This is a genomic window from Streptomyces sp. NPDC002734 (assembly GCF_040295685.1).
GTDB lineage: Bacteria > Actinomycetota > Actinomycetes > Streptomycetales > Streptomycetaceae > Streptomyces.
In genome coordinates this window covers 154268-177633 of the sequence record NZ_JBEOVU010000012.1, presented here as the reverse complement: position 1 = coordinate 177633, position 23366 = coordinate 154268, and the positions used below count along the sequence as shown (strand labels likewise).

Annotated in this window: 17 protein-coding genes and 1 pseudogene; 6 read left to right on the top strand and 12 right to left on the bottom strand. The window is 73.3% G+C overall.

What is annotated here, in order from left to right:
- Window positions 1-108: 108 nt before the first annotated feature.
- The 9 genes from ABT026_RS13730 to ABT026_RS13690 form a co-directional block, all read right to left on the bottom strand.
- The gene (locus ABT026_RS13730; protein WP_351114471.1) at window positions 109-639 is read right to left on the bottom strand and encodes a DUF4240 domain-containing protein; all 531 of its coding nucleotides are present in this window, start codon (window positions 637-639) and stop codon (window positions 109-111) included.
- 121 nt (window positions 640-760) lie between these two features.
- The gene (gene aceE / locus ABT026_RS13725; RefSeq protein ID WP_351114447.1) at window positions 761-3472 is read right to left on the bottom strand and encodes a pyruvate dehydrogenase (acetyl-transferring), homodimeric type; all 2712 of its coding nucleotides are present in this window, start codon (window positions 3470-3472) and stop codon (window positions 761-763) included.
- A 286-nt stretch (window positions 3473-3758) separates the two neighbouring features.
- On the bottom strand, window positions 3759-4394 hold the full coding sequence (locus ABT026_RS13720) for a GntR family transcriptional regulator (protein WP_351114445.1): 636 nt from the start codon (window positions 4392-4394) through the stop codon (window positions 3759-3761).
- A 275-nt stretch (window positions 4395-4669) separates the two neighbouring features.
- Window positions 4670-6511 (bottom strand): 2-oxoglutarate dehydrogenase, E2 component, dihydrolipoamide succinyltransferase, encoded by a 1842-nt coding sequence (gene sucB / locus ABT026_RS13715; RefSeq protein WP_351114444.1) that lies wholly within the window; start codon window positions 6509-6511, stop codon window positions 4670-4672.
- 56 nt (window positions 6512-6567) lie between these two features.
- Complete coding sequence (gene lpdA, locus ABT026_RS13710) at window positions 6568-7956, bottom strand: dihydrolipoyl dehydrogenase (protein WP_351114442.1); 1389 nt, start codon at window positions 7954-7956, stop codon at window positions 6568-6570.
- A gap of 287 nt (window positions 7957-8243) precedes the next feature.
- On the bottom strand, window positions 8244-9794 hold the full coding sequence (locus ABT026_RS13705; RefSeq protein WP_351114441.1) for a leucyl aminopeptidase: 1551 nt from the start codon (window positions 9792-9794) through the stop codon (window positions 8244-8246).
- A 130-nt stretch (window positions 9795-9924) separates the two neighbouring features.
- Entirely contained in the window at window positions 9925-10737 is an 813-nt protein-coding gene (locus ABT026_RS13700; RefSeq protein WP_351114440.1) for an adenosylcobinamide-GDP ribazoletransferase, read from the bottom strand.
- Window positions 10738-10828: 91 nt separating this feature from the next.
- The gene (pspAA, locus tag ABT026_RS13695; protein ID WP_351114439.1) at window positions 10829-11107 is read right to left on the bottom strand and encodes a PspA-associated protein PspAA; all 279 of its coding nucleotides are present in this window, start codon (window positions 11105-11107) and stop codon (window positions 10829-10831) included.
- 49 nt (window positions 11108-11156) lie between these two features.
- Window positions 11157-11945 (bottom strand): PspA/IM30 family protein, encoded by a 789-nt coding sequence (locus ABT026_RS13690; protein WP_351114438.1) that lies wholly within the window; start codon window positions 11943-11945, stop codon window positions 11157-11159.
- 218 nt (window positions 11946-12163) lie between these two features.
- Here ABT026_RS13690 and ABT026_RS13685 point away from each other — a divergent pair.
- From ABT026_RS13685 to ABT026_RS13675, 3 genes and pseudogenes are all read left to right on the top strand, one after another.
- A pseudogene (locus ABT026_RS13685) lies at window positions 12164-12795 on the top strand (DUF3043 domain-containing protein).
- A 113-nt stretch (window positions 12796-12908) separates the two neighbouring features.
- Complete coding sequence (locus ABT026_RS13680; RefSeq protein ID WP_351114470.1) at window positions 12909-13622, top strand: class I SAM-dependent methyltransferase; 714 nt, start codon at window positions 12909-12911, stop codon at window positions 13620-13622.
- 75 nt (window positions 13623-13697) lie between these two features.
- Entirely contained in the window at window positions 13698-14768 is a 1071-nt protein-coding gene (locus tag ABT026_RS13675) for a S1C family serine protease (protein WP_351114437.1), read from the top strand.
- 52 nt (window positions 14769-14820) lie between these two features.
- Here the strand turns inward: ABT026_RS13675 and ABT026_RS13670 are convergent, their stop codons facing one another.
- Window positions 14821-15084 carry a hypothetical protein gene (locus ABT026_RS13670; RefSeq protein WP_351114436.1) on the bottom strand — a complete coding sequence of 88 codons (264 nt, stop codon included), beginning with the start codon at window positions 15082-15084 and terminating at the stop codon, window positions 14821-14823.
- 204 nt (window positions 15085-15288) lie between these two features.
- Between ABT026_RS13670 and ABT026_RS13665 the strand changes: the two genes are divergently transcribed.
- Window positions 15289-16497, top strand: a complete 1209-nt coding sequence (locus ABT026_RS13665; protein WP_351114435.1) for a bifunctional adenosylcobinamide kinase/adenosylcobinamide-phosphate guanylyltransferase — start codon at window positions 15289-15291, stop codon at window positions 16495-16497.
- A gap of 33 nt (window positions 16498-16530) precedes the next feature.
- Here the strand turns inward: ABT026_RS13665 and ABT026_RS13660 are convergent, their stop codons facing one another.
- The gene (locus ABT026_RS13660) at window positions 16531-17079 is read right to left on the bottom strand and encodes a methyltransferase domain-containing protein (RefSeq protein ID WP_351114434.1); all 549 of its coding nucleotides are present in this window, start codon (window positions 17077-17079) and stop codon (window positions 16531-16533) included.
- 148 nt (window positions 17080-17227) lie between these two features.
- Here ABT026_RS13660 and cobT point away from each other — a divergent pair, with 148 nt between their 5' ends.
- Both cobT and ABT026_RS13650 read left to right on the top strand, forming a co-directional pair.
- Window positions 17228-18508 carry a nicotinate-nucleotide--dimethylbenzimidazole phosphoribosyltransferase gene (gene cobT, locus ABT026_RS13655; protein ID WP_351114433.1) on the top strand — a complete coding sequence of 427 codons (1281 nt, stop codon included), beginning with the start codon at window positions 17228-17230 and terminating at the stop codon, window positions 18506-18508.
- A 453-nt stretch (window positions 18509-18961) separates the two neighbouring features.
- Window positions 18962-22147 (top strand): efflux RND transporter permease subunit, encoded by a 3186-nt coding sequence (locus tag ABT026_RS13650; protein ID WP_351114432.1) that lies wholly within the window; start codon window positions 18962-18964, stop codon window positions 22145-22147.
- Between the two features lie 123 nt (window positions 22148-22270).
- Here ABT026_RS13650 and ABT026_RS13645 read toward each other — a convergent pair whose 3' ends face one another.
- Complete coding sequence (locus ABT026_RS13645) at window positions 22271-23245, bottom strand: carbohydrate kinase family protein (protein ID WP_351114431.1); 975 nt, start codon at window positions 23243-23245, stop codon at window positions 22271-22273.
- Window positions 23246-23366: the final 121 nt, after the last annotated feature.

The following is a 23366-nucleotide window of genomic DNA, read 5'->3' as shown; positions in this document are numbered from 1 at the left end:
GGAGCGACCCGGGTGAGGGCTGCGGGCGGGGCGGCGGCCCGCGTGAGCACCGCGGCCTGGCGAGCCGCCCGGGCGCCGGGACGGCCCGCGTGAGGACGGCGCTCGGGTTCAGTCCTCGTCCCCCTCGACGAAGCGCTCCCACAGGCGCGGGAACCGCTCCGCAAGGGCCTCGTCGTCCCCCAGGTCGAGCGGCTCGCCCTGCGGCCGCGGGGGCGGGGCGGACAGGCCGAGGTCGGGGGTGACCAGACCGGTCAGCTGCTCGTACGCCTCGTCCGCCGCGTACCCCAGCTCCTCGCCGTCGCCGTCGATCTCCTCGTCGAAGTCGTCGAGGAGGTCCGCGAGGGCGTCCGGGTCGTGCAGCGCGCCCTCGAAGACCTCACGGCCCTGGCCGATGAGCCAGCAGCGGAACCGGTCGAAGGCGTCGTCGTCGGCGCCGTCCAGCAGGATCGAGGCGGCGCCCCACAGGTCCTGACGGAAGGCGCGGTCGTAGCGCGACTCGAAATGGCGGGCGAAGTCGAGCACCGACTCCGGGTCGAGCCGCACCAGCCGCTCCACCAGGAGGTCGGCCTGCTCCTCCGGATCGCCCTCGGCCTCCTCGCGGGCGCCGTCCACCAGTTGCCAGAACTCCGCTTCGTCCATCACGGAACCAAGCATCGTGCCTGGAACCCCCGGTCGCACCCGGGCACGACGGAGGGGGACGGCGGAATCCCGCCGTCCCCCTCCGTCGTCGCGCGATCAACCCCTGATCGGCACGGGACCTTTACAGGCCGTACCGCTCGCGGGCCTCCTTGACCGCCGTGGCCTTGACCTCGCCGCGGCGGGCGAGCTGGGCCAGCGCGGCGACCACGATCGACTCGGCGTCGACGCCGAAGTGGCGGCGGGCCGCGTCACGGGTGTCGGAGAGACCGAAGCCGTCCGCGCCCAGCGAGGACCAGTCCTGCTCCACCCACTGCGCGATCTGGTCCGGGACCTGGCGCATGTAGTCGGACACGGCGAGCACCGGGCCCTGGGCCCCGGCCAGCGCCTGGCGCAGATACGGCACCCGCTCCTCGCCGCGCAGCAGGGTCTCGTCGGCCTCCAGCGCGTCGCGGCGCAGCTCCGTCCAGGACGTCGCGGACCACACGTCGGAGGCCACGCCCCAGTCCTCGGAGAGCATCCGCTGGGCCTTGAGCGCCCAGTGGATCGCCGTGCCGGAGCCCAGCAGCTGGATGCGCGGGGCGTTGGCGGCCGGGGAGAGGCCGGCGGTCTCCGCCGTGTTGAAGCGGTAGAGGCCCTTGACGATGCCCTCGTCGATCCCGGCGACGGCCGGCTTGGCCGGCTGCGGCATGGGCTCGTTGTAGACGGTGAGGTAGTAGAAGACGTCCTGGTCCTCACCCGGCGCGGCCTCACCGTACATGCGGCGCAGGCCCTCCTTGACGATGGCCGCGACCTCGTAGGCGAAGGCCGGGTCGTAGGAGAGGGCGGCCGGGTTGGTGGCCGCGATGACCGGGGAGTGGCCGTCGGCGTGCTGAAGGCCCTCACCGGTCAGCGTGGTGCGGCCGGCGGTCGCGCCGACGAGGAAGCCGCGGCCGAGCTGGTCGCCGAGCTGCCACATCTGGTCGGCCGTGCGCTGCCAGCCGAACATCGAGTAGAAGATGTAGAACGGGATCATCGCCTCGCCGTGCGTGGAGTACGCGGTCGCGGCGGCGATGAAGTCGGCCATCGAACCGGCCTCGGTGATCCCCTCGTTGAGGATCTGGCCGTTCTTGGCCTCCTTGTAGTACATCAGCTGGTCGCGGTCGACCGGCTCGTACGTCTGCCCCTTGGGGGAGTAGATGCCGAGCGACGGGAAGAGCGACTCCATGCCGAAGGTGCGCGCCTCGTCGGGGACGATCGGCACCCAGCGCTTCCCGGTCTCCTTGTCGCGGACCAGGTCCTTGACCAGGCGGACGAACGCCATCGTGGTGGCGACGTTCTGCGAGCCGGAGCCCTTGTCGAAGGAGGTGAACGCCTTCTCCGCGGGGGCCGGCAGCGGGGCCAGCGGGTGGACGCGGCGGGCCGGGGCCGGACCGCCGAGCGCCGCGCGGCGCTCCTGCAGGTAGCGCACCTCGGCGGAGTTCTCGCCCGGGTGGCCGTAGGGGACGACGCCGTCGACGAAGTCGCTGTCCTTGATCGGCAGGTCCAGGCGGTCGCGCATCGCCTTGAACTCGTCGGTGGAGAGCTTCTTCATCTGGTGGTTGGCGTTCTTGGACGCGAAGCCCTCACCGAGGGTGTGGCCCTTGACCGTCTGCGCCAGGATCACCGTCGGGGCGCCCTTGAACTCCACGGCGGCCTTGTACGCGGCGTACACCTTGCGGGGCTCGTGGCCGCCGCGGGAGAAGTGGAAGACGTCGAGGATCTTGTCGTCGCTCAGCAGCTTCGCCATCTCGGCGAGCGCCGGGTCCTTGCCGAAGAAGTCCTCGCGGATGTAGGCGGCGTCCCGGGTCTGGTACGTCTGGACCTGGGCGTCCGGGACCTCGCGCAGCCGGCGGACCAGCGCGCCCGTGGTGTCGAGCTGGAGCAGCTCGTCCCAGGCGGAGCCCCACAGCGTCTTCACGACGTTCCAGCCGGCGCCGCGGAACTGGGCCTCCAGCTCCTGCACGATCTTGAAGTTGGCGCGGACCGGGCCGTCGAGGCGCTGCAGGTTGCAGTTGATGACGAAGGTCAGGTTGTCCAGGCCCTCGCGGGCGGCCAGCGCGAGTGCCGCCGTCGACTCCGGCTCGTCCATCTCGCCGTCGCCGAGGAACGCCCACACGTGCGAGGCGGAGACGTCCTTGATGCCGCGATTGGTCAGGTAGCGGTTGAACCGCGCCTGGTAGATCGCGGACAGCGGGCCCAGGCCCATGGAGACGGTGGGGAACTCCCACAGCCAGGGCAGACGGCGCGGGTGCGGGTAGGAGGGCAGGCCCTCGCCGCCGGACTCACGGCGGAAGTTGTCCAGGTGCGCCTCGGTGAGGCGGCCGTCCAGGAAGGCACGGGCGTAGACGCCGGGGGAGGCGTGGCCCTGTACGTAGATCTGGTCGCCGGAGCCGGGAGCCTCGGGGGACTCCTTGCCCTTGAAGAAGTGGTTGAAGCCGGTCTCGTAGAGCCAGGCAGCCGAGGCGAAGGTGGCGATGTGGCCGCCGACGCCGTACTTGCTGCCGCGGGTCACCATGGCGGCCGCGTTCCAGCGGTTCCAGGCCGTGATCCGGTCCTCCATCGCCGCGTCACCGGGAACCTCGGGCTCCGCGGCGGTGGGGATGGTGTTGATGTAGTCGGTCTCGAGGAGCTTGGGCAGCGAGACCCCGGCCCCCTCTGCACGCTCCAGGGTGCGGCGCATCAGGTACGCGGCACGGTGCGGGCCGGCCGCCTCGGTGACCGCGTCCAGGGAGGCCTGCCATTCGGCGGTCTCCTCGCGGTCACGGTCGGGGAGCTGGTCCAGCGCGCTAGGGGCGATGGCGTGGGGGTCGGTCATGTCGCCGCCTTCCTCAGTCGAAGGGGTGCGGTGCGCGCGGGTGCGCGCGGATGCGGGGTGCCCTTGGGTCTTTGGCAGGACAGGGCAGGGTGGAACCTCGGGTAAGAGGTCCGCGGCGACTGTAACCCCCTGATCGATGATCGATCAAAGGGATGAGCGGTAAAACTTGCCCAACCGGCGAAAGTCGGCACGCAGTGCCACAAGATTGGGCGGGTCCACGACACCGGGTGCCGTGGAATCGCAGGTCAGACAGGGTGGAGAACCGCTCGAATGGGGAGTGGGGCGCTCAGGCGGCGGCGTCCGGACGCGGTGCGCAGCCCAGGACATGGGCCTTCACGAGGTCGGCGATCCGGGGGTCGCGGCGCCGGAAGGCGGCCACCAGTTCCTCGTGCTCCTCGGCGAAGGACTGCTGCACCGTCCCCAGCCAGCGGATCGACAGGGCCGTGAACACCTCGATGCCCAGCCCCTCCCAGGTGTGCAGCAGGACCGAGTTGCCGGCCGCCCGCACCATCTCGCGGTGGAAGGCCACCGTGTGCCGCACCTGGCCCGCCGCGTCGGCCAGCCGGTCGGCCTCGTGCAGGGCCGCCACGTGCGGGTCCAGGACCGAGCAGTCGTCCCCGAGGCGCTCGGCCGCCAGCTCGGCCGCGATGGCCTCCAGGCCGGCCCGCACCGGGTAGCTCTCCTCCAGGTCGGCGGCCGTAAGGCTGCGCACCCGCACGCCCTTGTTGGGGGCGGACTCGATCAGCCGCAGCGACTCCAGCTCCCGCAGGGCCTCGCGGACCGGGGTCTGGCTGACCTCCAGCTCGGTGGCGATCCGCCGCTCCACGATGCGCTCGCCCGGCTTCCAGCGACCGCTGACGATTCCCTCCACGATGTGCTCGCGGATCTGTTCGCGCAGCGAGTGGATGACGGGCGCGGTCATGGAGGCTCCTTCGGGCAGGGGCGACCTGCGGCCAGGGCCCCCGGGGGCGTTAGACGCTTAGACAATACGGCTGCGGAGCGTGTCTGCCGAGGCACATCCGGGCGCTGAGACGCAGGTGAGACGAGGCTTACACCGGGCGACGGGCATTTCGCCGGGCAGCTCCCCGCCGCCCGGGAGTCTTCTTGACCTGCGTTTGACGTGCGCTTCACCCGGCCTTCACGCGACGGCGCCCCCACCCGGATCCGGGTGGGGGCGCCGTCGGGCAGGCAGTGGAGTCACAGGCCGAGCTCGACCTCGAACTCACCGGCCTCCAGGATCGCCTTGACCGCGGTCAGGTAGCGGGCGGCGTCGGCGCCGTCCACCAGACGGTGGTCGTAGGAGAGCGTCAGGTAGGTCATGTCGCGGACCGCGATGACCGGGCCGTCCTCGGTCTCGATGACGGCCGGACGCTTCACCGTGGCGCCGATGCCCAGGATCGCGACCTGGTTCGGCGGAACGATGATCGTGTCGAACAGCGCACCGCGCGAACCGGTGTTGCTGATCGAGAAGGTGCCGCCGGCCAGCTCGTCCGGGGTGATCTTGTTGGCGCGGACCTTGCCCGCGAGCTCCGCCGTGGCCTTGGCGATGCCGGCCAGGTTGAGACCGCCGGCGTTCTTGATGACCGGGGTCATCAGGCCCTTCTCGGCGTCCACCGCGATACCGATGTTCTCGGTGTCGAAGTAGGTGATCGTGCCCTCGGCCTCGTTGATCCGGGCGTTGATGACCGGGTGGGCCTTCAGCGCCTGGGCCGCCGCCTTCACGAAGAACGGCATCGGGGAGAGCTTGACGCCCTCGCGGGCCAGGAAGCCGTCCTTGGCCTGGTTGCGCAGGCGCATCAGGCGGGTGACGTCGACCTCGACCACCGAGGAGAGCTGGGCCTGCTCGCGCAGGGCCTTGACCATGTTGTCGCCGATGACCTTGCGGATCCGCGGCATCTTCACGGTCTGACCGCGCAGCGGGGACGCCTCGAGGGCCGGGGCCTTCTTGGCGGCCGGCGCGGCCGGGGCGGCGGCCGGAGCCTGCGCCGCGGCCTTGGCGGCCTCGGCGGCGGCCAGCACGTCCTGCTTGCGGATGCGGCCGCCGACGCCGGTGCCCTTGACGGAGCCCAGGTCGACGCCGTTCTCCGAGGCGAGCTTGCGCACCAGCGGGGTCACGTAGGCGTCGCTCGCACCGGCGCCGGAGGGCGCGGCGGGAGCGGCCGGAGCCTGCGCGGCGGGAGCCGGGGCCGGAGCGGCCGGAGCCGGAGCCTGGGCCGGCGCGGGGGCGGCGGCGGCGGGGGCCGGGGCGGGAGCCGCCGGGGCCGGGGCCGGAGCCGGGGCGGGAGCCGCCGGAGCCGGGGCGGCGGGAGCCGGGGTGGGCTCCGGAGCCGGGGCCGGGGCGGCCGGGGCCTCGGGAGCGGCGGCGGCCGGAGCCGAGCCCGGGGTGCCGATGACGGCCAGCTTGGCGCCGACCTCGGCCGTCTCGTCCTCGTTCACCACGATCTCCAGCAGCGTGCCGGAGGCGGGCGCCGGGATCTCGGTGTCGACCTTGTCCGTGGAGACCTCGAGCAGCGGCTCGTCGGCCTCGACGGACTCGCCGACCTGCTTCAGCCAGCGGGTGACGGTGCCCTCGGTGACGGACTCGCCGAGCGCCGGGAGCACCACGTCGGTGCCCTCGGCGGAGCCGCCGCCGGCGGCCGCCTCGGCGGTCGGGGCGGGGGCCGGCTCGGCCTGGTCCGGGGAGGGGGTGGTCTCGGGCGCCTGGACCGGCTCGGCGGCCGGGGCGGCCTCCTGGGCCGGAGCGGCCTGCTCGGCCGGGGCGGCCTGCTCGGCCGGAGCGGCCTGCTCGGCCGGAGCGCCGGAGCCGTCGTCGATCAGGGCCAGCTCGGCGCCGACCTCGACCGTCTCGTCCTCGGCCACCTTGATGGCGGACAGGATGCCGGACACGGGCGAGGGGATCTCGGTGTCGACCTTGTCGGTCGAGACCTCGAGCAGCGGCTCGTCGGCCTCGACCTTCTCACCCTCGGCCTTCAGCCAACGGGTGACGGTGCCCTCGGTGACGCTCTCGCCGAGCGCCGGAAGGGTTACGGAAACCGCCATGGTTTCGGTTGCTCCTTAACGGAAGTACGGAAGTCTGTTCGGTCGCCCGGCGGTGATCAGTCGTGCGCGTGCAGCGGCTTGCCGGCCAGCGCGAGGTGGGCCTCGCCCAGCGCCTCGTTCTGCGTCGGGTGAGCGTGGATGAGCTGCGCGACCTCGGCCGGCAGCGCCTCCCAGTTGTAGATCAGCTGGGCCTCGCCGACCTGCTCGCCCATGCGGTCGCCCACCATGTGGACGCCGACCACGGCGCCGTCCTTCACCTGGACGAGCTTGATCTCGCCCGCGGTCTTGAGGATCTTGCTCTTGCCGTTGCCCGCCAGGTTGTACTTCAGAGCGACGACCTTGTCCGCGCCGTAGATCTCCTTGGCCTTGGCCTCGGTGATGCCGACGGAGGCGACCTCCGGGTGGCAGTACGTCACGCGCGGCACACCGTCGTAGTCGACCGGGACGGCCTTGAGGCCGGCCAGACGCTCCGCCACCAGGATGCCCTCGGCGAAGCCGACGTGCGCGAGCTGGAGGGTGGGCACCAGGTCGCCGACCGCGGAGATGGTCGGGACGTTGGTGCGCATGTACTCGTCGACCAGGACGTAGCCGCGGTCCATCGCGACGCCCTGCTCCTCGTAGCCCAGGCCCTGCGAGACCGGGCCACGGCCGACGGCGACGAGGAGGACCTCGGCCTCGAACTCCTTGCCGTCCGCCAGGGTGACCTTGACGCCGTTCTGGGTGTACTCCGCCTTCTGGAAGAAGGTGCCCAGGTTGAACTTGATGCCGCGCTTGCGGAAGGCGCGCTCGAGCAGCTTGGAGCTGTTCTCGTCCTCGACCGGCACGAGGTGCTTCATGCCCTCGATGATCGTGACCTCGGAGCCGAACGACTTCCACGCCGAGGCGAACTCGACGCCGATGACGCCGCCGCCCAGGATGATCGCGGACTGCGGCACGCGGTCCAGGACCAGCGCGTGGTCCGAGGAGATGATCCGGTTGCCGTCGATCTCCAGACCCGGCAGCGACTTCGGCACGGAGCCGGTCGCCAGCAGGACGTGGCGGCCCTGGATCCGCTGTCCGTTCACGTCCACCGAGGTCGGGGAGGAGAGACGGCCCTCGCCCTCGATGTAGGTCACCTTGCGGGAGGCGACCAGGCCCTGCAGACCCTTGTACAGGCCCGAGATGACCTCGTCCTTGTACTTCATGACGGCCGGGACGTCGATGCCCTCGAAGGTCGCCTTGACACCGAACTGCTCGCTCTCCCGCGCCTGGTCGGCGATCTCGCCGGCGTGGAGGAGAGCCTTGGTCGGGATGCAACCCTTGTGCAGGCAGGTGCCGCCGACCTTGTCCTTCTCGATCAGGGCGACGTCAAGGCCCAGCTGAGCCCCGCGCAGCGCCGCGGCGTACCCGCCGCTACCGCCGCCGAGGATCACTAGGTCGAAAACGGTGCTGGCGTCGTTCGCCACGTCACGTCCTCCATGCATGTGCGCCACGCCGGTCTCGTCCGACCGGTCGGCGGCTGGTCACGGCCGCTCTAAGTGCTTCGGCCCGGGTGGGGCCCTGTCCTGCCAAGGGTCCATCTTTGCACTTGTCGGAGCCCAACCGGACGCGGGGCCGTGTTGTGAGACACGGCACAGTCCTCGGCGGGCGGGGTTCCGTACACCCCGGACCTACCCCGGAACCGGACGCGCAAGGGGGTGGGGAGGGGTCCCGCGCCGCGGAACCCCTCCCCACCCCCGGTGGTTCGCGTGACTCAGAGCACGTCGCCCTCGGCGGCGCGCTCGGCCAGACGCACCAGCGTGCGCACACCGGAGCCGGTGCCGCCCTTCGGCGTGTAGCCGAACGGCTTGCCCTCGTTGAAGGCCGGACCGGCGAGGTCCACGTGCGCCCAGGTGATGCCCTCGCCCACGAACTCGCGCAGGAACAGACCGGCCACCAGGCCGCCGCCCATCCGCTCGCCCATGTTGGCGATGTCGGCCGTGGCGGAGTCCATGCCGGCGCGCAGGTGCTCCGGCAGCGGCATCTGCCAGGCGTCCTCGCCGCTCTCCTCGGCCGCGTCGTGCACCAGCGCGCGGAAGCCGTCGTCGTTGGCCATGATGCCGAAGGTCCGCGAACCCAGGGCGACCATCATCGCGCCGGTCAGCGTCGCCACGTCGACGATCGCGTCGGGCTTCTCCTGCGAGGCCGCCCACAGGCCGTCGGCCAGGACCAGGCGGCCCTCGGCGTCGGTGTTGAGGACCTCGACGGTCTTGCCGCTGTACATCCGCAGCACGTCACCCGGACGGGTGGCGGAGCCGGACGGCATGTTCTCCGCCAGGCAGAGCCAGCCGGTGACGTTCACCTCGAGACCGAGCCGCGCGGCCGTCACCACGGCGGACAGGACCGCGGCGGCGCCGGACATGTCGCACTTCATGGTCTCGTTGTGGCCGGCCGGCTTCAGGGAGATGCCGCCCGAGTCGTAGGTGATGCCCTTGCCGACGAAGGCCAGGTGCTTCTTCGCCTTCGACGAGGTGTACGACAGCTTCACCAGCCGCGGCGGACGGGTGGAGCCGTTGCCGACGCCGAGGATGCCGCCGTAGCCGCCCTTGGTGAGCGCCTTCTCGTCCAGCACGGTCACCTTGAGACCGTGCTCCTTGGCGGCCTTCTGCGCGATCTCCGCGAAGGTCGCCGGGAACAGGTCGTTCGGCGGCATGTTGATCAGGTCGCGGGCGTGGTTCATCTCCTCGGCCAGAGCGACACCGCGCTCCACGGCCGCCTTGAAGGCGCGGTCGCGCGGCTTGCCGCCGAGCAGCACCGCCTCGCCCAGCGGGCCCTTCTTCGCGGCCTTGGAGCCCTTGGCGCCCTTGGCGTCCTTGCCGGACTCCTTGTAGGCGTCGTAGGAGTACGCGCCCAGCAGCACGCCCTCGGCGACCGCGCCGGCCGCCTCCGCGTCCTCCAGCGGCAGCGCGAACGCGGCCTTGGCGACGCCGGTCAGCGCGCGGGCGGCGACGCCGGCGGCGCGGCGCAGCGCCTCGGAGTCCCAGACCTCGTCCTTCTCCGGCTGCGCGCCCAGGCCGACGGCCACCACGAGCGGGGCCTTGAATCCGGCCGGGGCGGGCAGCTTGGTCACCTCGCCCTCGGCGCCCGAGGCGCCCAGGGTCTCCAGCAGGCCGGCCAGGGAACCGTCGTACGCCTCGGCGACGGCCTCGGCGCCCGAGGCCACGACAGGGCCGCCGTCCGGCTGCGCGCCCTTGGCGACACCGACGACGATCGCGTCGGCGCGCAGGCCGGCGACCGCGGCGGTGCTGAGGGAAAGATCAGTCACGGTGGTGATGTCTCGCTTCCGTTGAGAGTGTGGGTTGCTTCCGCAGGGCCGAGAGGATGGGCTCGGCCGGGCCCTGGGCTTCTGGGAGGAGCCTACGCGCGGCCCCGCGCCCTGGTCGGCCCAGGCAGGGTCACCCCACGCACAGCACCAGCAGCGAGACGGTCGTCGCGGTCTCCGCCAGCGCGCCCAGCACGTCTCCCGTTACCCCGGAGAAGCGGCGTACACAGCGGCGCAGCAGCGTCTCCGCCGCCAGACACCCCAGCAGTACGGCCGCGGCGGCGCGCAGCGCCTCGATCCGGCCGTCGAGCAGCAGCCCGGCGGCGGCCGCGGCGAGGGTGAGCGCGACGGCCAGTGCGAGGGCCGCCGTCCGCGGCACCGTCCCGGCGACCGCGGCGCCCAGTCCCTCCGGCCGGGCCGCGGGCACACCCACGCGAGCGCCCAGGGTCAGCGCGAGGCGCGCGGTCACGGCGGAGAGCAGCGCCGCCAGGGCGCCCTGGGCGGGGGAGCGGGCGAAGGCCTCGGCCAGCGCCGCGACCTGCGCCCCCAGCGCCAGCAGCAGGGTGACCACGCCGAACGGGCCGATGTCGGAGCGCTTCATGATCCGCAGCGCCTCGTCGGCGGGCTTGGCGCTGCCCAGACCGTCGGCGGTGTCGGCGAGACCGTCCAGGTGCAGCGCCCGGGTCAGGAGCGCGGGAACGGCGACGGCCACGACCGCGGCGAGCGCGGGGGAGAGGCCCACGGCGGTTCCCGCCACCCCGGCCAGCGCGGCCGCGCCGCCGACGGCCAGTCCGGCCGACGGGGCCCAGAGCATGCCGTGACGCGCCGCCGCCCGGTCCCAGCGGCGCACCCGCACCGGCAGCGTGGTGAGGGTGCCGAGGGCGAACCGGGGCCCGTCGAGAAGGCCGGGGCGGCCGGCGGGGCGCGAGGGGGTGGGGTCGGACATGCGGCGTGACGCTACCCGCCCCGCGCCCGCGGCCACGCGGCGGGGCGGGGGCGGCACTGGCGGGGACGGCAGGTCGGGGGCCGCGTCCGGCTCAGCCCGGGATGAGGCCCTCGTCGGTGAGGAGGGCGCGGACCTCGTCCAGGGTGGCGTCCGGGGCCGGGAGGATCAGCTCGGAGGGCTCCAGGGAGTCGTTCGGCAGCGGCTCCCCCAGCTCGCGGACCTTGTCGAGCAGGGCACGCAGCGTCCGGCGGAAGCCGGGGCCGTCGCCCTGCTCCATCTCGGACGACAGTTCGTCGTCCAGCGCGGAGAGTTCGGCCAGATGGCTGTCGGACAGCCGGACCTGACCCTCACCCATGATCCGAACGATCATCCCGGGCCTCCCTGAAAGCGGTCGGGGCCACTGCGGCCCTGCTACGGGGCTACTGCTCCTTGTGGAACCGAGGGGAGTCCTGCGCCTGCTCCTGCGCCTGGGCGCCGCCCTCGATGGCCTGCTGCTGCTCGGCGGGACCCGACAGCTCGGCCTTCATCCGCTGAAGCTCCAGCTCCACATCCGTACCACCGGAGAGCCGGTCCAGCTCGGCCTGGATGTCGTCCTTGGCCATGCCGGACGGGTCCTCGAGCGCGCCCGAGGCGAGCAGCTCGTCGATCGCGCCGGCCCGCGCCTGAAGCTGCGCGGTCTTGTCCTCGGCACGCTGGATGGCCAGGCCGACGTCGCCCATCTCCTCGGAGATGCCGCTGAACGCCTCGCCGATCCGGGTCTGCGCCTGGGCCGCCGTGTAGGTGGCCTTGATGGTCTCCTTCTTGGTGCGGAAGGCGTCCACCTTCGCCTGCAGCCGCTGGGCCGCGAGAGTGAGCTTCTCCTCCTCGCCCTGCAGGGTGCTGTGCTGCGTCTCCAGGTCCGTCACCTGCTGCTGCAGCGCGGCACGCCGGGTCAGCGCCTCGCGGGCCAGATCCTCACGGCCCAGCGCCAGCGCCTTGCGCCCCTGCTCCTCCAGCTTCCCCGACTGCGACCGCAGCTGGTTGAGCTGGAGTTCCAGACGCTTGCGGGAGGTCGCCACGTCGGCGACCCCGCGCCGCACCTTCTGCAGCAGCTCGAGCTGCTTCTGGTACGAGTAGTCGAGGGTTTCGCGAGGGTCCTCGGCCCGGTCCAGGGCCTTGTTCGCCTTCGCGCGGAAGATCATCCCCATACGCTTCATGACACCGCTCATGGGCTTCGCGCGCCCCCTTCTGACGACTTCCAGCTCCAGCTACTGCCGACACAACCCACGGTACGGGCTGTGCCTCCATTACCGCACTGTCCGGCGGGCGATCCGGTCCTCCGCGAGGACGACCGCGGACGCGTCCGGTCCGGCCCAAGGAGGAGATCATCCCCCCGGGTGTCAGGACGCGGGCCGTTGCGGGATCGTTCCCACCGGGGCGGTGGTCCATGCCTGGCGCCACCCCGTACCCTTGGGTTTTGTGTTCCGAAGCCGTGCCAACGCCGAGAAGGCCAAGGACGCCGCGCAGTCGCCGGTGAGCCAGGCCAAACAGCCCCGTGACCCGCAGGCCCCGAAGGGCAGGCCGACTCCCAAGCGGAGCGCGGCCCAGTCCCAGCGCCGCAGCGTCGCCCACACGCCGACCAACCGCAAGGAGGCGGCGAAGCGACAGCGCGAGGAGCGCCGGTCCGCCATGGAGCGCCAGCGCCAGGCGCTCGCCTCCGGCGACGAGCGGTACCTGCCGGTGCGCGACAAGGGCCCGGTGCGTCGTTTCGCCCGGGACTACATCGACTCCCGCTGGTGCGTGGCCGAGTTCTTCCTGCCCATGGCCGTGATCATCCTGGTCCTGACGATCATCAGGAACGAGCAGATCCAGTTCATCGGCATGCTGCTCTGGCTGGCGATCATCGTGATGATCGTCCTGGACTCGCTGGCGACGGGCCTGCGCCTGCGCAAGCGGCTCGCCGAGAAGTTCCCGGACCAGAACCGCCGCGGCGCCGTCGCCTACGCGCTGATGCGCTCGCTCCAGATGCGCCGGCTCCGGCTGCCCAAGCCCCAGGTCAAGCGCGGGGAGCGGCCCTGACCACCACCGGATCCGCCGGGGTGCCGCGGCAGGCGACCCCCTTCGACTCCGACGCGGCCCGCGCCTGGCTGGGCAAGCTGGGCGGGCTGCGTGACGTCGTCCGCCAGGAACTGGTGGCGCGTCAGCTGGACGAGCAGATCATCGCCCACTTCCCGGTCGGCAAGCGGCTGCGCGTGCTGGACGTCGGCATGGGCCAGGGCACCCAGGCGCTGCGGCTCGCCCGCGCCGGGCACCAGGTCACCGGCGTCGAGCGCGACCCCGTGATGATCGAGGCCGCGCGCCGGGCCCTGGAGGGCGAGCCCGCCGGAATCCGCGAGCGGGTCCGCCTGGTGGAGGGCGACGGTCAGGAGACCGGCGTCCACTTCCTGCCGGGCGCCTTCGACGTCGTGCTCTGCCACGGCGTGCTGATGTACGTCGAGGACCCGGACGCGCTGCTCGCGGGCCTCGGCCGGATGCTGGCCCCCGGCGGGCTGCTCTCGCTGCTGGTGCGCAACGGCGACGCGCTCGCCATGCGGCCCGGCCTGGCCGGCGACTGGGCCGGCGCGGTCGCCGCCTTCGACACCGTGGGCTACCGCAACCGGCTCGGCGTGAACGCCCGCGCCGACCGGCTCGACGCGCTCACCGAGTCGCTGGCCGGCATCGGCGCGCCGCTGCGGTCCTGGTACGGCGTCCGGGTCTTCACCGACCTCGCGCCCGACGGCGCCGGCGCGCCCTCCGAGCTCGACGACCTCCTCGCCGCCGAGGAGCGCGCCGGCCGCACCGACCCCTACCGCCGGGTGGCGGCCCTGCTCCACCTCTGCGGCTCCCGAGGCCTCCCGACCACCTGACCCCCGCTCGCCACCGGGGCCCGTTCGGGGGTACAGGACGGGCCGCGGCGGGGCGGGGCGGCGAGACTCGCAGGCATGGACGCATCCGCCACGCGCCGCGCCGGGACCGCACTCGCCTGCTGCCTCGCCCTCGCCGTCCTGCCCGCCTGCCAGGCGGCCGCCCCGCACACCGCGCCGGGCCGGGGACAGGAGGCGCGCGCCCCGCACGCGCCGACCGCCCCACGGGACCTGGAGGAGGGCTACATCCAGGTCGTCCGCGACGCCCTGCCCTCCGTCGTGCAGGTGCAGGCATCCGGCGACCTCGGCTCCGGCATCGTCTACGACGACCAGGGGCACATCGTCACCAACGCCCATGTTGTCGGGGACGAGGAGCGGTTCCGGGTGACCACCGCCCAGGCCGGCGCGCCGCTGACCGCGCGGCTGGTGTCGTCCTTCCCCGAGCAGGACCTCGCGGTGATCAAGCTGGAACGGATGCCCGAGGGACTGCGGCCTGCGGAGCTGGGCGACTCCTCCGAGGTGCAGGTCGGGCAGATCGTGATGGCCATGGGCTCGCCGCTGGGGCTGTCCTCCAGCGTCACCCAGGGCATCGTCTCCGCCACCGGACGGACCGTCAGCGAGACCGCGGACGGGGGCGGCACCGGCGCGACCATCCCCAACATGATCCAGACCTCCGCCGCCATCAACCCCGGCAACAGCGGGGGAGCACTGGTCGACCTGGACGGGAAGGTCATCGGCATCCCCACCCTGGCCGCCTCCGACCCGAGCCTGGGCGGCGGCGAGGCGGCGGCGGGCATCGGCTTCGCCATCCCGTCGTCCATGGTGCGCACGGTGGCCGACCAGATCATCGACCAGGGGCGGGTCACCCACACGGGGCGGGCCGCGCTCGGCATCACCGGCCGCACCGTGGTCGACCGGAACAACCGGGCCACCGGCGTGGCGATCGTCGAGGTGACGAGCGGCGGGGCCGCGGCCGACGCGGGACTGCGGGCCGGGGACGTCATCACCCGGCTGGGCAAGCGTCAGATCACCACCATCACCTCGCTCACCGAGACGCTGGCCACCATGCAGCCGGGCGACGAGGTGACCGTCGCCTACCGGCGGAACGGCGACGACCGCACGGCGCGGGTGACGCTGGGCGAGCAGTGACGCGCGGGCGGCCGGGGGCCGACGGGCCGCCCCCGGCCGTCCTGCCGGGCCGTCAGGTCCCGGCGTTCTCGGTGCTCGCGGCGTCGGCGCCGTCCCCGGCGTCCTCGGCGTCCTCGGCGCGCAGGCTCATCGGGCCGTAGATCTCCGCCTCGTCCTCGAAGAGCCGCACCTGCTCGGCGCCGCCCTCCAGCAGGTCCCGCCAGTGCTCGCCCAGCCAGGACTCCGCGTCGCCCTGCGTGGTGAACTCCTCCGGCTCCACCGCGGGGTCGACCTCGGTGCCGTCGGCCTTCTCGAACCGCCAAATCCATGCCACCACGTGCGCCTCCAGGGTTGCGGGTCCGGCTTGTGATGCCGTCGTCAGGAGCTTAGGGGGTGCCCAGGTCCTGATCGTTCCCGGTCGCGCGGCTCCTGCAACATCGGCGGCCCCACCGGGCGCGGCACGCACCCCGCGGAGGACGCCGCGCCGCCGAACAGACGGTGGCGGGCGCGCGGTCCGCGCGGCGGACGGGACAATCGGTACGTGGACGTCACTCTGCTCGGCACCGGAGCCCCCAGCGGGCTGCCCCGCCCCGGCTGCCCCTGCGCCGCCTGCGCCGTCGCCCTCGGCCCGGACGCCCGGGCCGCGACCTCGCTGCTCGTGGACGGCACGCTGCTGCTCGACCTGATCCCCGGGGCGGCCTTCGCCGCCGCCCGTTCGGGGCACTCGCTGAACGGCGTGCGGCAGGTGCTGCTCACCCATCCGCACGACGGCCCCGCCGTCGAGGTGCCGCCGGGGCTGCCGCAGCCCGGGCGGGTGCCGGACGGGCGGGAACTCGCGCTGCTCACCGGGCACCGGGTGCGGGCGCTGGCCATGGACGCCCCGGGCACCGGCTACGCGGTGACGGGGCCCGACGGCCACCGGCTGCTGTACCTGCCGCCGGGGTGCGCGCCGGCCGGGCTCGAGGAGAGCACCGAGCCGTACGAGATGGTGCTGGCCGACGTGAGCGGCCGCCCGGACGCGCTGGGCCGGCTGCGGGAGACGGGCGCGGTCGGGCCCACCACGGACGTGATCGCGGTGCACGTCGACCACGACGTGCCGCCCGGCGCCGAACTGCGGCGCCGGCTGGCCGCGGCGGGGGCGAGGGCGGTGCCGGACGGAGAGACGCTGACGGTGGGGACGTACGAGAACGTGCCCGACGTGCCGCGGCGCACCCTGGTGCTGGGCGGCGCGCGGTCCGGCAAGTCGGTCGAGGCGGAGCGGCGGCTCGAGGCGTTCCCCGAGGTGGTGTACGTGGCCACCGGCGGGACGCGGGGCGGCGACTCCGAGTGGGCGGAACGGGTCCGGCTGCACCGGGACCGGCGGCCGGCGTCCTGGCGGACGCTGGAGACCTGCGACCTCGGCCCGCTGCTCGAGGACCACGACGGGCCGCCGCTGCTGATCGACTGTCTGGCGCTGTGGCTCACCGACGCGATGGACGCGGTCGGCGCGTGGGACGACGCGGAATGGGCGGGCGGCGGCCAGCGGGAGCTGCGGGCGCGGGTGACCGGGCTGGCGGAGGCGTTGCGGGCGACGCGGCGGACGGTGGTGACGGTCTCCAACGAGGTCGGCTCCGGGATCGTGCCGGCGACGGCGTCGGGGCGGCGGTACCGGGACGAGCTGGGGCGGCTGAACGCGGCGGTCGCCGCGGAGTGCGAACACGTCCTCCTCGTCGTGGCCGGCCAGGCCCTGCCCCTCCGCGGCTCCTTCTAGCCCTCCGCCCCCGGGGCGGACAGGCCCCGCGCGTCAGCCCGGCAGGCGGGCGAGGAGAGGGTGCCAGGGAGCGGTGCGGGGGAGGGGGAGGTAGCCGGTGGCGGTGAGGGCGGCCGGGGTCTCGGGGGAGGGGTCGGCCAGGAGGTGGCCGCCAGGGCGGAGGAGCGGCCGCAGGGCGCGCAGCTCGGCGGGCCGGAGCCGCCTGCCGCGCAGGCTCACCACGTCGTAACGCCCCCTCAGGCGGAGGGTGACCGCGGGGTCCCCCGGCACCCCCCGGTGCGCCTCCTCCACCCGCCCCGCCCGCCAGGCCGCCTCCACCCGCGCCCCGGCGTCCAGCCCGTCGAACGAGGTGTACGGGAACCACGCCCGCGCCGCCGCGCAGAAGTGCCCGTACCCGCAGTCGACGTCCAGCCAGCTCTCCGGCTCCGGCACGACCGCGAGCACCGCCCGCGCGGCGAGGCGGTGGCGCAGCCGCTCGAGCCGCCCCGGCGGCCGGTCGTCCGGCGCCTGCCCGGGGAGCGGCCCGCCCCGGCCGCCCGGTCCCACCGGCTCCTGCGACTGCGGCACGGCGACCTCGGCCACGGCGGCTCCTCACCTCGGGCGACGACGGACGGAAGGACGGGGAACACCACGGGAGATCCCCGGACACGAAAGCGGGCAAACCGGAACGTAGGACGTCCCGCTCCCGGGTGCAACGACGCCGCCCCGACGGGCCGGTACTGTTCCGCCAATGAGCTCGCTTAATCTCGACGACTTCACCGACCGGATCCAGCGTCCCCACGGCAGCGTGCGCCGTGACGCGGAGGCGCGCCGGGAGCGGCTGGCCGTTCCGGCCGGGTCGCTGGGACGTCTGGACGAACTGGGGGAGTGGCTCGCGGCCGCCCAGCACACGGTGCCGGTGCGCCCCCTGGACCGGCCCAAGGTCGTGCTGTTCGCCGCCGACCACGGCGTGGCCGCGCTCGACGTCTCCGGACGCCCGGCCGGCACGGCTTCCTGGCTGGTGCGCGACGTCCTGGAGGGCGTGAGTCCCGTCGCCGTCCTCGCCCGCCGCGAGGGTGTCCCGCTGCGGATCGTGGATGTGGGCCTGGACTGCGAACCGGAGGCGCTGCCCGCCGAGGTGACCGCCCGTCGGGTGCGCGCCGGCAGCGGCCGGATCGACATCGAGGACGCGCTCACCGCGGAGGAGGCCGAGACGGCGTTCCGCGTGGGCATGGAGATCGCCGACGAGGAGGCCGACGCCGGCACCGACCTCATCGTCCTGGGCGACCTCAGCGTCGGCGGCACGACGCCCGCCGCGGTCCTGGTCGCCGCCCTCTGCGGGACCGACGCCTCGGTGGTCACCGGCCGTGGGGGCGCCGGGATCGACGACCTGGCGTGGATGCGCAAGTGCGCCGCGATCCGCGACTCGCTGCGGCGGGCGCGACCGGTCCTCGGCGACCAGCTGAAGCTGCTGGCCGCGGTGGGCGGGGCCGACCTGGCCGCGATGACCGGCTTCCTGCTCCAGTGCGCGGTGCGTCGCACCCCCGTGATCCTGGACGGGGTGGTCTCGGCCGCCGCCGCCCTGGTCGCGCAGCGGGCCGCCTTCCGCGCGCCCGACTGGTGGCTGGCCGGCCACAGCAGCGGCGAGCCCGCCCAGGCGAAGGCGCTGGACCGGATGGCGCTCGAGCCGCTGCTGGACCACGGGGTGACCGTCGGCGAGGGCGTGGGCGCGCTGCTGGCACTCCCGCTGGTGCGGGCCGCCGCCGCGCTCGCCGCCGAGCTGCCGGAGATCGGCGAGTCCCCCACCCCGGCCGAGCCTGGGGAGCCCGCGGGGTCCGCGGAGGCCGCGGCGTCCGCCGGAGCCCCCGAGGCAGCCGCGCCCGCCGAGCCCGTCACCCCGGCCGACGCCGCCGGGCCGCCCGCGGAGCCCGTGACGCCCACCGCCCCCGCCGGGCCGGTAACGCCGGCCGACCCCGCCGGGCCGGTAGCGCCGGCCGACGCCTCCGGGCCCGCGGAGCGCAACGCCGGCTGAGCCGGCAGGAGCCCGGAACCCGGAGGGTGGGCAGGGGCTGCCGACCCGCCGGCGGGCGACGAGTGCCCCGCGAGGCGGCGGCACCCCGCCGAAGGGCAGCGCGAGACGGGGCGGCGGGACCCGCCGGGGCCGCCCGGCCGGGTGGGCGACCCTGGCGGCACCGCCCCGCGAGGCGGCAGGACCGCGCCGAAGGGCAGCGCCCCCCGGTGCGGCGGGGCACGTAGGGTCCCCCGGTGCCGTGCCGCCGTCGGCCGGCGCGGCGGACGCCCCTGCCCTCCCCGTGGACGGCGGTGGGGATGTCCGCCCCTAGGAGGATGTGACGCTCGTCAAATAGGACCAGGGGGTTACCAGGTCCTGACGGGCCATGGGTGAGGATGTATGCGGCGGCGGTCCCGCCCCATGCCGGCGCCCCCACGCACCGTGCCCTCACCTCGTAGAGAGACCCTGACCCTTATGTCCTGGCTGTCGAAATTCAGCCTCGCGCAGCGGGCCCTGATAGGGCTGATGTCGCTCATCGCGCTCCTCTTCGGAGTGATCGCGATCCCGCAGCTCAAGCAGCAGCTGTTCCCCTCCATCGAACTGCCCATGGTCTCGGTCATCGCGCCGTACCAGGGCGCGTCCCCGGACGTGGTGGAGAAGCAGGTCGTCGAGCCCCTGGAGAACGGCATCAAGGCCGTCGACGGTGTCGAGAGCCTGACCTCCACGGCGAGCGAGGGCAGCGCCGTGATCATGGCCTCCTTCGACTACGGCCCGGACACCAAGCAGCTGGTCGCCGACATCCAGCAGGCCATCAACCGGTCGCGGAACATGCTGCCCGAGGGCGTCGACCCGCAGGTGATCGCCGGCAGCTCCGACGACATGCCCGCCGTGGTCCTCTCCGTCACCGCGGACATGGACCAGCAGGCGCTGGCCGACCGCCTCGACACCGCCGTGCTGCCCGAGCTGGAGAAGATCGAGGGCGTCTCCCAGGCTTCGGTCAACGGCGTGCGCGACATGCAGGTGACGATCACCCCCAACGACGCCAAGATGGCGCGCGCCGGGCTGAGCGCCGACTCGCTGGCCCAGGCGCTCCAAGCGGGCGGCGCGACCGTCCCGGCCGGCGCCTTCGACGAGGACGGCGCCAACCGCACCGTCCAGGTCGGCGGCGGCTACACCTCTCTCCAGCAGATCAAGGACCTGCGGATCGTCGGCCAGGCGCAGGGCGCCGGCGCGGCGGCCGGAGCCCCGGGTGCCGCCGGTCAGGGCGGCGCCAAGGCGGTCAAGCTCTCCTCGGTCGCCGAGGTCGAGGAGAAGCCGGCCGCGACCGACTCCATCACCCGGACCAACGGCAAGCCCAGCCTGTCCGTGATGGTCACCATGGACCGTGACGGCAGCGCCGTCACCATCTCGGACGCCGTCGAGGACAAGCTCGACGACCTGCGCGCGTCGGTCGGCAAGAACGCCGAGATCACCGTCGTCAGCGACCAGGGCCCGGCCGTCGCCCAGGCGATCTCCGGCCTCACCACCGAGGGCGCGCTCGGCCTGCTGTTCGCCGTCGTGATCATCCTGGTCTTCCTGACCTCGGTCCGCTCGACCCTGGTCACCGCGGTCTCCATCCCGCTGTCCGTGGTCCTCACGCTGATCTTCCTGTGGACCCGCGACATCTCGCTCAACATGCTGACGCTGGGCGGTCTCACCATCGCCATCGGCCGGGTCGTCGACGACTCGATCGTGGTGCTGGAGAACATCAAGCGGCACCTCGGCTACGGCGAGGAGCGCAAGGAGGCCATCCTCAAGGCGGTCCGCGAGGTCGCCGGCGCGGTCACCTCCTCCACGCTCACCACCGTCGCGGTCTTCCTGCCGATCGGCCTCGTCGGCGGCATGGTCGGCGAGATGTTCAGCGACTTCAGCATCACCGTCACGGTCGCCCTGCTGGCCTCGCTGCTGGTGTCGCTGACCGTGGTCCCGGTCCTGTCCTACTGGTTCCTGCGCGCACCCAAGGGCAGCCCGGACGACGCCGCGCAGGCCCGCCTCAAGGCGGAGGAGGCCGAGCGCCGCAGCCGCCTGCAGCGCCTGTACGTGCCCGTGCTGAAGTTCGCCACCCGTCGCCGCCTCACCAGCGTGCTGATCGCGGTCGCCGTGTTCGTCGGCACCCTGGCCATGACCCCGCTGCTCAAGGTCAACCTGTTCGACCAGAGCGACCAGGACGTCATCTCGGTCACCCAGAAGCTCGAGCCGGGCACCAGCCTGGCCGCCACCGACAAGGCCGCGGCCACGGTGGAGAAGGCGATCGAGGGCGTCGAGGGCGTCAAGAACCAGCAGGTCACCGTCGGCAGCTCCGGCTGGATGGCGGCCTTCGGCGGCGGCACCGGCACCAACCAGGCCAGCTTCCAGGTGATGATCGAGGACGACGCCTCCTTCGAGGACGTCCAGAAGAAGATCGAGAAGAGCCTGGCCGGCCTGGACGGCGTCGGCGAGACCGAGATCGGCGGGGCCCAGATGGGTCTCGGCAGCCAGAACCTCGCGGTGGTCGTCAAGGCCGCCGACCGTGACGTGCTGGCCGACGCGGCCGCCGAGGTCACCGACGCGGTCAAGGGCATGGACGACGTCACCGAGGTCACCAACGACCTCGCGCAGTCGGTGCCGCGGATCCAGGTCCGCGCCAACGAGAAGGCCGCGGCCGCCGGGTTCACCGACCAGGCCCTCGGCGGGATCGTCGCCCAGGCCGTCCGCGGCAACACGGTCGGCAAGGCCACGCTGGACCAGGCCGAGCGTGACGTCGTCATCAAGGCCGCCAAGCCGGCCGACACGGTGGCCGAGCTGAAGAGCCTGCGTCTGGGCAAGGTCAAGCTCTCCCAGGTCGCCGACATCAAGCTGGTCGACGGTCCGGTCTCGCTGACCCGCATCGACGGTCAGCGCGCCGTGAACGTCACCGCGCGCCCGACCACCGACGACACCGGCGCCGTCGGCATCGAGCTGGCCAAGGTGCTCGACGAGCTCGAGCTGCCCAAGGGCGCCACCGCCGAGATCGGCGGCGTCGTCGACCAGCAGGAGGAGGCGCAGATGAACCTCTTCCTGGCCATGCTCGCCGCCATCGCCATCGTGTTCATCCTGCTGGTGGGCACCTTCCGGTCGCTGGCGCAGCCGCTGATCCTGCTGGTGTCCGTCCCGTTCGCCGCCACCGGCGCGCTGGGCCTGCTGATCGCCACCGGCACCCCGATGGGCGTCCCGGCGATGATCGGCATGCTGATGCTGATCGGCATCGTGGTCACCAACGCCATCGTGCTGATCGACCTGATCAACCAGTACCGGGAGCAGGGCTACGGAGTCGTCGAGGCGGTGATCGAGGGAGGCCGGCACCGTCTGCGGCCCATCCTGATGACCGCGCTGGCGACCATCTTCGCCCTCGTCCCGATGGCGCTGGGCGTCACCGGCCACGGCGGGTTCATCGCCCAGCCGCTGGCGGTCGTGGTGATCGGCGGTCTGATCACCTCGACGCTGCTCACGCTGCTGCTGGTGCCGACGCTGTACGCCATGCTGGAGCTCCGCAAGGAGCGCCGTGCGGCCAAGCGGGCCGCGAAGCGGGCGGAGCAGGCCCCCGGCGACGGCGGCGGCGACACGCCCGCCCCCGCCGCGGAGCCCGAGCCCGTCCGGGCCTGACGCACCGCGACACGGAAGGCCCCCGGCGCCACTGGCGCCGGGGGCCTTCCCCGTGTGTCACTGAGCGACCGGACCGCGGCGATCGCTCGGACCGCGGCGATCGTTCGGGCCGCGGTCCGAGCGTCAGCCGAGGTTCTTGCGGACCTCGGAGGCGGCCTCCTCGCCGTACGCCTCGGCGAAGCGCTCCATGAAGTGGGCCCGGTGCAGCTGGTACTCCTGGGTGCCCACGGTCTCGATGACCAGCGTCGCCAGCATGCAGCCGATCTGCGCCGCGCGCTCCAGCGAGACGCCCCACGCGAGACCGGAGAGGAAACCGGCGCGGAAGGCGTCGCCGACACCGGTCGGGTCGGCCTTGCGGGTCTCCTTCGGCACGCAGACCTCGATCGGGTTCTCGCCGTGACGCTCCACGCGCACGCCGCGCGAGCCCAGCGTGGTCACCCGGTGGCCGACCTTGGCGAGGATCTCCTCGTCGGACCAGCCCGTCTTGGACTCGATGAGGCCCTTCTCGTACTCGTTGGAGAAGAGGTACGTCGCCCCGTCCAGCAGGATGCGGATCTCCTCGCCGTCCATCCGCGCGATCTGCTGCGAGAAGTCCGCGGCGAACGCGATGCCCCGGGCGCGGCACTCCTCCGTGTGGCGGAGCATCGCCTCCGGGTCGTCGGCGCCGATGAGGACCAGGTCGAGGCCGCCCACCCGGTCGGCGACGGTCTTCAGCTCGATCAGACGGGCCTCGCTCATCGCGCCCGTGTAGAAGGAGCCGATCTGGTTGTGGTCGGCGTCCGTGGTGCACACGAAGCGCGCGGTGTGCAGCGTCTCGGAGATGCGCACGGAAGCCGTGTCGACGCCGTGCCGGTCGAGCCAGGCGCGGTACTCGTCGAAGTCGGAGCCGGCCGCGCCGACCAGGACCGGACCGGTGCCCAGCTGGCCCATGCCGAACGCGATGTTGGCGCCGACGCCGCCGCGGCGGACGTCGAGCTGGTCGACCAGGAAGGAGAGCGAGACCGTGTGCAGCTGGTCCGCGACGAGCTGGTCGGCGAACCGGCCCGGGAAGGTCATGAGGTGGTCGGTGGCGATGGAGCCGGTGACTGCGATGCGCACGGCGGGTTCTCTCCTGGCTGGCGGCTTGGTGACCTACCGATGGTAGGCGGCTCGGGCGGCCGGTTCGTCCCGAGTGCCCCTTCGGGGGGAACCGGGTCCTCCCCGCGCACGTCCCATCGGG

Bases quoted from the DNA above. Each gene is read 5' to 3' on its own strand.
- ABT026_RS13730 (WP_351114471.1), bottom strand. From the start codon at position 639: ATGGACGAAGCGGAGTTCTGGCAACTGGTGGACGGCGCCCGCGAGGAG.
- aceE (WP_351114447.1), bottom strand. From the start codon at position 3,472: ATGACCGACCCCCACGCCATCGCCCCTAGCGCGCTGGACCAGCTCCCC.
- ABT026_RS13720 (WP_351114445.1), bottom strand. From the start codon at position 4,394: ATGACCGCGCCCGTCATCCACTCGCTGCGCGAACAGATCCGCGAGCAC.
- sucB (WP_351114444.1), bottom strand. From the start codon at position 6,511: ATGGCGGTTTCCGTAACCCTTCCGGCGCTCGGCGAGAGCGTCACCGAG.
- ABT026_RS13700 (WP_351114440.1), bottom strand. From the start codon at position 10,737: ATGTCCGACCCCACCCCCTCGCGCCCCGCCGGCCGCCCCGGCCTTCTC.
- pspAA (WP_351114439.1), bottom strand. From the start codon at position 11,107: ATGATCGTTCGGATCATGGGTGAGGGTCAGGTCCGGCTGTCCGACAGC.
- ABT026_RS13690 (WP_351114438.1), bottom strand. From the start codon at position 11,945: ATGAGCGGTGTCATGAAGCGTATGGGGATGATCTTCCGCGCGAAGGCG.
- ABT026_RS13675 (WP_351114437.1), top strand. From the start codon at position 13,698: ATGGACGCATCCGCCACGCGCCGCGCCGGGACCGCACTCGCCTGCTGC.
- cobT (WP_351114433.1), top strand. From the start codon at position 17,228: ATGAGCTCGCTTAATCTCGACGACTTCACCGACCGGATCCAGCGTCCC.
- ABT026_RS13650 (WP_351114432.1), top strand. From the start codon at position 18,962: ATGTCCTGGCTGTCGAAATTCAGCCTCGCGCAGCGGGCCCTGATAGGG.